The sequence below is a fragment of the Variovorax sp. 01T439_2 genome (assembly GCF_056398445.1).
Genome location: NZ_JBFTPJ010000405.1, coordinates 1 through 6,459 on the forward strand (window position 1 = coordinate 1; position 6,459 = coordinate 6,459).

9 protein-coding genes, 1 tRNA gene and 1 pseudogene are annotated in these 6,459 nt (G+C 65.3%); 4 read left to right on the top strand and 7 right to left on the bottom strand.

Translation table 11 applies throughout. From position 1 onward, the window contains the following. The 6 genes and pseudogenes from AC1DOC_RS18830 to AC1DOC_RS18855 all read right to left on the bottom strand — a co-directional run. Positions 1-204: hypothetical protein (locus AC1DOC_RS18830; RefSeq protein WP_478130265.1), on the bottom strand; the 204-nt coding region annotated here is incomplete at its 3' end. Between the two features lie 20 nt (positions 205-224). Further along, positions 225-1,595, bottom strand: a pseudogene (locus AC1DOC_RS18835) (type II and III secretion system protein family protein); the annotation flags it as partial. Between the two features lie 53 nt (positions 1,596-1,648). Next, positions 1,649-2,491, bottom strand: a complete 843-nt coding sequence (cpaB, locus tag AC1DOC_RS18840; protein WP_478080049.1) for a Flp pilus assembly protein CpaB — start codon at positions 2,489-2,491, stop codon at positions 1,649-1,651. Positions 2,492-2,533: 42 nt separating this feature from the next. Next, entirely contained in the window at positions 2,534-3,118 is a 585-nt protein-coding gene (locus AC1DOC_RS18845; RefSeq protein WP_478080048.1) for an A24 family peptidase, read from the bottom strand. A gap of 10 nt (positions 3,119-3,128) precedes the next feature. Further along, complete coding sequence (locus AC1DOC_RS18850; protein ID WP_012746659.1) at positions 3,129-3,275, bottom strand: hypothetical protein; 147 nt, start codon at positions 3,273-3,275, stop codon at positions 3,129-3,131. 257 nt (positions 3,276-3,532) lie between these two features. Next, positions 3,533-4,240: an SDR family NAD(P)-dependent oxidoreductase gene (locus AC1DOC_RS18855; protein ID WP_478130266.1), complete on the bottom strand. Its 708-nt coding sequence runs from the start codon at positions 4,238-4,240 to the stop codon at positions 3,533-3,535. A 138-nt stretch (positions 4,241-4,378) separates the two neighbouring features. Here AC1DOC_RS18855 and AC1DOC_RS18860 point away from each other — a divergent pair. From AC1DOC_RS18860 to AC1DOC_RS18875, 4 genes are all read left to right on the top strand, one after another. Continuing rightward, positions 4,379-4,454: transfer RNA gene (locus tag AC1DOC_RS18860), tRNA-Lys, on the top strand. A gap of 252 nt (positions 4,455-4,706) precedes the next feature. Then, entirely contained in the window at positions 4,707-4,976 is a 270-nt protein-coding gene (locus AC1DOC_RS18865; RefSeq protein WP_062362597.1) for a type II toxin-antitoxin system RelE/ParE family toxin, read from the top strand. 41 nt (positions 4,977-5,017) lie between these two features. Beyond that, positions 5,018-5,353: a HigA family addiction module antitoxin gene (locus AC1DOC_RS18870; RefSeq protein ID WP_062362599.1), complete on the top strand. Its 336-nt coding sequence runs from the start codon at positions 5,018-5,020 to the stop codon at positions 5,351-5,353. Between the two features lie 276 nt (positions 5,354-5,629). Next, positions 5,630-6,070 carry an acyl-CoA thioesterase gene (locus tag AC1DOC_RS18875; protein ID WP_062362602.1) on the top strand — a complete coding sequence of 147 codons (441 nt, stop codon included), beginning with the start codon at positions 5,630-5,632 and terminating at the stop codon, positions 6,068-6,070. 29 nt (positions 6,071-6,099) lie between these two features. Here AC1DOC_RS18875 and AC1DOC_RS18880 read toward each other — a convergent pair. Beyond that, positions 6,100-6,459 (bottom strand): hypothetical protein (locus tag AC1DOC_RS18880; protein ID WP_478130267.1); only part of this gene is annotated, 360 nt, incomplete at its 5' end.

Below are 6,459 nucleotides of genomic sequence, written 5' to 3' on the forward strand. Positions count from 1 at the left end.
GTACTGCACCATCGACTCGCGCGACGCGCGGCCGTCCATGCCCACGACCGGGTTCCCGTCCTTCCCAGCATCGGGATTGAGAGTCATCTTCTTTCTCGCGTCGCGCACCGCATCGCCAAAGCGCGCGTCGTAGTTGGGCGTGACGTGGGAGCAGCCGGTGGCCAGCAGCAGCGTCAGCGCGAGAGTGGTCGACTTGATGAACATGGTGGTGCTCCTCGCGGGTGTCATTGGGGTTGACCGGCCGGTGCAACCGGTGCCGGGGTGGCGCTTTCGAGGCTGCCGTTCAGGTAGACCTCGGCGCGGCTGGGAACGACGTGGTTGTCGGTCGGAACACGGGGCGCCTCGGCCAGCGGACGGACCAGGCGCGGCGTGATCACGAACATCAGCTCGGTCTGGTCGTTCTGGAACTCGGTGCTGCGGAACAGCGCCCCCATCACCGGCACTTCGCCCAGCCCGGGGTAGCGCTTGATGGATTCGGTGACGTTGCTCTTGATGAGCCCCGCGATGACGAAGCTCTGGCCGTCGTTGAGCTGCACAGTGGTGTCGGCGCGGCGCACCGTGAGCGAAGGCAGCACGGCGGTCACGCCGGTCACAGTGGTGAAGGGCGAGCCGGTCTGCGACAGGTCCGACACCTCCGAGATCATCTTGAGGTTGACGCGCCCGCCGTTGAGCACGGTCGGGGTGAACTTGACCCCGATGCCGAACTCCTTCTCTTCCAGCGTGATGTTGGTTCCCCCGCCGCCGGCGGCGCTCTGCGCGACCGGGATGAAGATCTTTCCGCCCGACAGGAAGCTTGCCTGCTGGCCGCTGATGGCCATGATGTTGGGCTCCGCCAGGATGCGCACCAGGCCGTCGTCCTTCTGGCCGTCGATGCCGACCGAGGTGCGGCCGATCCTGATCGCCTCGAGCAGGCCGCCGCCTCCGCTCAGGAAGCTGGAGATCAGCGAGTAGCTGTCGCGGCCGCCACCACCCGTGCGGCTCAGGCCCACGCGCGCACCAAGCCGGTCCAGCAGCGTCTTGCTGACCTCTGCGATCTTCACTTCGAGCATCACCTGCTGCGGCGCCGTCACGCGCAGCAGGTTCACCACCTTCTTGCCGTCGGCGCCGTAGGCCATGGCCAGGCTCATCACGTCGTCGAGCTTGAGCGCATCGCTGATCTCGCCGGTGAGCACGATCGATTTCTCGGCGCTGCGCACGCGGATGTGGTTTTCTTCCGGCATCAGCTCGGCGAGCTTGGACTGCAACGCACCCGGATCGATGGTGACGATCACGTCCTTGATGTAGCAGGTGCCATCGACGCTTTGCAGCACGACGTTCATCGAGCCCGCCTGGCGGCCGCGGAAGAACAGGTCGGTCGGGCTCAGCAGCGTGACGTCGACATCGGCAATGCCGTCGCCCGCGTTCGCCGCCGTAGCGGGGGCCGGCGCAGGCTGCCCTGCGGCTGCGGGGGCTGCGGCCGGCGCGCGGCTCGGCGGCTGGCCGCTGACCACGATGCGCGCAACGCGTGCCTTCAGCGGGATGACCACCGACTTGCCGAGCACGGCGTAGGTCGGCTGGTCGTCCGGGATGATCGCGGTGCAGCGCCAGCAGCCAGGCGGGTGAATAAGAAGAAGAGAGATGTTGCACTTGGGTTCCTCCTGCGGGGTGATCAGAAGCAGTTGAGCGTGCGGGCTGCGTGCTGGATCACTTCCACGCACTCGGATTGCCGCTGCGCCATGGGGGCGGTGCGCGGCACGCGCGCGGGGGCCGGCCGCGCTGCCACGGTGGTGGAGATCGGCAGGATGTCCTTCTCGCCGAACAGCTGGCCCTTGGTGATGCCTGCGGTGGCAACCGTGGTCTTGTCCATCTGGTTGCGCAGCACCAGCGAGAGGGTTCCCACGCTGCGTGCCAGGTCGAGCTTCTCGGAGTCTTCGAGCGAAAGCTCCAGCGTCACGGCGCTGACCACCTTCGGCTTGGTGTCGTCGCGGTTGGCTTCCTGCGCCACCGCCAGCACCAGCACTTTCTCGAGCACRGTCTTGCTGATCTGGCGGCCCTCTTCGCCGCGGTTCTTGTCCTGCTGCGCGTTGACCATCACGTCGACGTAGTTGCCCGGCAGCGCGAAGCCCGCCACGCCGACCACGTCGTTGACCCGCACGGTCATGGCACGCTTGCCGCTCGCAATGACCGCCGAGAGCCCRCCCTGCGTGCCGACCGGCGCGAGCTTGCCTTCCAGGATGGCCTCGCCGCGCAGCACGCCGACCTTGACCACGCGGTCCTCCAGCGACTTGGCGTCCTTGAACGAGCCGGCCGGCAGCGAGCCGCTCGGCCAGTCGACCAGCGACAGCATCTGCGGATTGACCCGGCTGCCCAGTTCGATGTCGACCGCGGCCACCACCACCTTGTTGGATGCGATTCCGCCCTGCCGGGAGACCCAGCCCGCTGCGTAGACCGCGGCCGCCAGGCCGGTCAGGAGGGCCAGCAGAAGCAGCCCGAGCGCCTTGATGTTTTTCATGCGAATCTCCGCCGTGGATGGATGGATGGAGGAAGGGACGGGCTAGACGAAGCCCAACTGATGCGCCAGGACCTGTACAACCGTCCCCACGCAAATACAGATGCCGTAAGGCAGCTTTCCGATGGATTGCCGCGTGTCGATCGTTCCGTTCGGCCGCACGCCCGCAATGCCCGAGACGACGATGCCCTGCGCCGCATCCTTGACGTTGGCCAGCATGTGGCCGAGCCGGCGCCGGTGGATGGCCACCGCCACGGCCGCGAAGCCGCCCGCGATGCAGGTGAAGAGAATGGCCTCCAGCGTCTGGTAGGGACCTATGAAGGCACCGACCATTGCCATCAGCTTGACGTCGCCCGCGCCCATGATCCCCAGCACATAGAACGGCAGCATGATCGCGAACCCGGTGCCCAGGCCGCCCAGGGCGTGCTGCAGGCCGGTCACYGGCGTGCGCGCCGCGAAGGCGCCGTAGATGATCGCGAAGGCCATGCCGCCGAAGGTCAGCCAGTTGGGAATGCGGTAGAAGCGCGCATCGCTCACGGCGGCCATCACCAGCAGCACGAAGAGCCCGCCCATGCGGAAGTCCGAGGCCAGCATGGCCAGCAGATCGAGGACGGCGTTGAATTCCTGCATGGTGCGAACCTCAGGCGCTGCGCCGCACGGCCAGCAGCAGGAGAAGGCACACAACCACCACCAGGGAGCCGATGAGCGCGAACTCCATGAACGACATGCCCGCGTCCTCGCGCAGCAGGGTCATGAAGCTTCGTGGCAGCAGGTTGAGCGTTTCCATGCGTGTTCCCCAGTGATGGTGTTGTCGACTGGCACCGCTTCGTTTTCCTTGCCGGGCCGAAGCGTCTTGCCATGGAGTCACTGTAGAAATCGCGCCGCATGCGCACATGAGCAGTGCGCCCCTTTTCCAGGGAGACAAGCGCCCCGCCCCCTTGGCCCGCACCCATGACAAACCGCCTGCCTGGGCCGGCGCGCGCCGGAACGAAAAAAGGGCCCTGGCGTTGCCGCCAGGGCCCTTGTCGTTCGTCTTGCTTCAGCTCAGGTGTCGAGCGTCAGGTGCTGGCCGTGCAGCGCCGCGGCCGCGGGCGACGCAAGAAAGCCGATGGTCTGCGCCGCGACGGCGGTCGACACCCAGTCGGCGGGATTGGCGTCCGGCATGGCCTGCCGATTGGCCGGCGTGTCGAGCACGCTGGGCGCCACGCTGTTGATGGCCACGCCATGCGGGGCGGCCTCGGCGGCCGCGGCCTCGACCAGGCGCTGCAGCGCGCTTTTCGACGCGATGTACGCCGCCATGGCCGGCAGGCCCCGCGCCGCCACCTTGGCCGTCACCGCCACGATGCGGCCGGCGCCGTGCTCGATCATCGAAGGCAGCACCGCCTGCGTCACCGCCACGAAGGACCAGGCGTTGAGGTTCATCATCCGGTCCCAGCTTGCCCGCGAGAGCGCGTGCGTGGCCTCGCCCATCTCGAAGCCGCCGGCAATGTGGACCAGCGCGTCGATGCGGCCGAAGGCCTTGAGCGCCTGGCTCGCGAGTTCGGTCATGTCGGCCGCCGAGGTCACGTCGCCCGCCAGCAGCAGGTGCTGCGAATTGTCCAGGCCCGGAAAGACCTCGGCCAGGCGGTCCGCCCGGTGGTMGACCAGCGCCAGGCGCGCGCCCTGCTCGAGAAAATGCTGGACCACCGCACGGCCCAGCGCGCCCGCGGCCCCGGTGATCACAACATGGGACATGGTGGTGGTATCTGTCATGGAAGATCTCCTGATGGAAGGACCGCAGCCCCGTCGATGATGACGAATCCTAACGCCGCCGCGCACAAAATCGTTGAGCCCCGGAATTTTTACGCTATACTTGCGGTCTTGCCAAAAAACGCAAAACGTTTTGTGCAAGGGCTCTTAGCTCAGTTGGTAGAGCAGCGGACTCTTAATCCGTAGGTCGAGTGTTCGAGTCACTCAGGGCCCACCACCAACACTAGGAACTGCGCGGTTTCCGCGCTATTTCTTCAGGAGCATTGTTCCGCAATTGCAGAACGTGTTCCGAAAAACAGAGAAGCCTCCCGCTGAAAAGCTGGGAGGTTTTTTCTTTTGTAGCCCTCCATTCCGATGCCCCTCTGCACGTTGATCGCCAATAGATCACGGCGCATTTCCACAGGCTGGCGGCGCGGGCGATGACCCTTCGAGAGCTTACCGGTTCCCGTTAAACGGTATAAAATGGCCTATGGCGATTCAGTCCTTCTCTTGCCCCGATACCGAAGAACTTTTCACCACGGGCAAGAAAGCTCGCTTCGCCAATATCCGGGACGTGGCGACCCGCAAGCTGACCCAGTTGGACGCTGCGCCGACGGTGGTTTTCATGAAGATGCCACCAGGCAACGACCTGAAGTTCTACGACGGTGCCTGGCACGTCAGGATCAACCAGCAATGGCGGCTGATCTTTAAATGGGGCGAAGCGGGCCCGTACGACGTGAGGATTGATGACCCGCACTGACCGGCCAGTCTGCCGAAACCGCACCTTGAAAGGGCAACCCGATGTTTAAGAATGGAATGCGCCCGGTTCATCCCGGCGAAGTCCTCCGCGAGGACTACCTCAAGCCCCTTGGCATGACTGCCAACGCGTTGGCAAAGGCGCTGCACGTGCCTGCGTCCCGCATCAATGACATCGTGCTCGAACGCCGTGGCATTTCGCCAGACACTGCGCTGCGCCTGACTCGCTACTTTGGCGGTGAAGAGGCCGACGCGGTGGGTTGGATCAACATGCAAGCGACCTACGATTTCAAGGTTGCACAGAAAGCGGTAGCGAAGGCGATCGCCAAAGAGGTGCAGCCACGCGCTGCTGATGATGACCGCTTTGCCTTCGCGGCCTGAGGCGGTTTCTCAACTTAGCCTACCTACCGCGCAAGCGTGCAGCACCTACGATTAGTCACCAATCGAAGGCGCTCGAAAGCCTCTTCGTCCGCCCGCTGTTCAGTCGACGGCCATCGCCCGAAGCGCCTTCCGCTTGAACTCGTAGCCGCGGCCTGGTGCCCGTCCGCGCTCACAGACATGTTCGCTGCGCTGCCGGTTGGCCGCCTTCCTGGAACGTGCCAACAGCCGCCTATTCTGTCTCCGGTCATCCATCCACCCGAGTCAGAAGGTAATCAAATGAACGATGCGACGAATGCTGTCACCGTGAAAATCCGCTGGGCGGACGTGGACGCCTACGGCCACCTGCGCCACAGTGCCTACGCCGATTGGGCCACCTTTGCCCGCTCCGAATGGTTCGAGAGCGCGGGGCTGGATCCGCAAGTCTTCGCCCAGGAAGGTGTGGCGCCCATCACCCTGGAGGAGACCACCAGCTTCCTGAAGGAGGTCCGCCTTGGCGACATCCTGACGCTGTCGATGCTGGCCGCAGCCGAAACCGCCGATGGTTCACGCTTCGTGCACACCGTTGCGTTCCAACGCAAGTCCCTGCCCGTAGCCAGATACCGCATGACCGGTGCCTGGTTCAACCTGCGTGAACGCAAGATTGTTCCGCCCACCGCGGCCATCGCGGCCTGCGTTACGGGCTTGCTGCGCAGCGACAACTTCGCGACCTTGGGTTGACGCGCAGGCCGCGCAAGTCCGCGGCATGCCTACGGTGCACATTCCTCGACAAACCGCACCAGCACATCCCGCCTTTCCCTCACTTCCGCCAGCAGGTACTGCCGCGCATGTTCCTGGGCCAGTTCGTTCGACAGAAACCAGGCCTCGCGCGCCGGGTTTCCGTGCGGGGGCGGCGCGCCCCATGCTGCGGCGCCGTTACCTAGAAAGGCTTCCGTCACGGGCAGACGCCCATCGGTGCGGCCCAGGTCCGACAGCGGATTGCGCGGGCCGCCGAGTTCGATGCGGGCGTGCACGACATCCTCTTCCACCGCGATGGACGCCCCGAGGCCGCCTTGTTGCTGCACCTGCCAGAGCTGGGCGGCGCTGGCATGGCGCACCCAGCTTTCCAA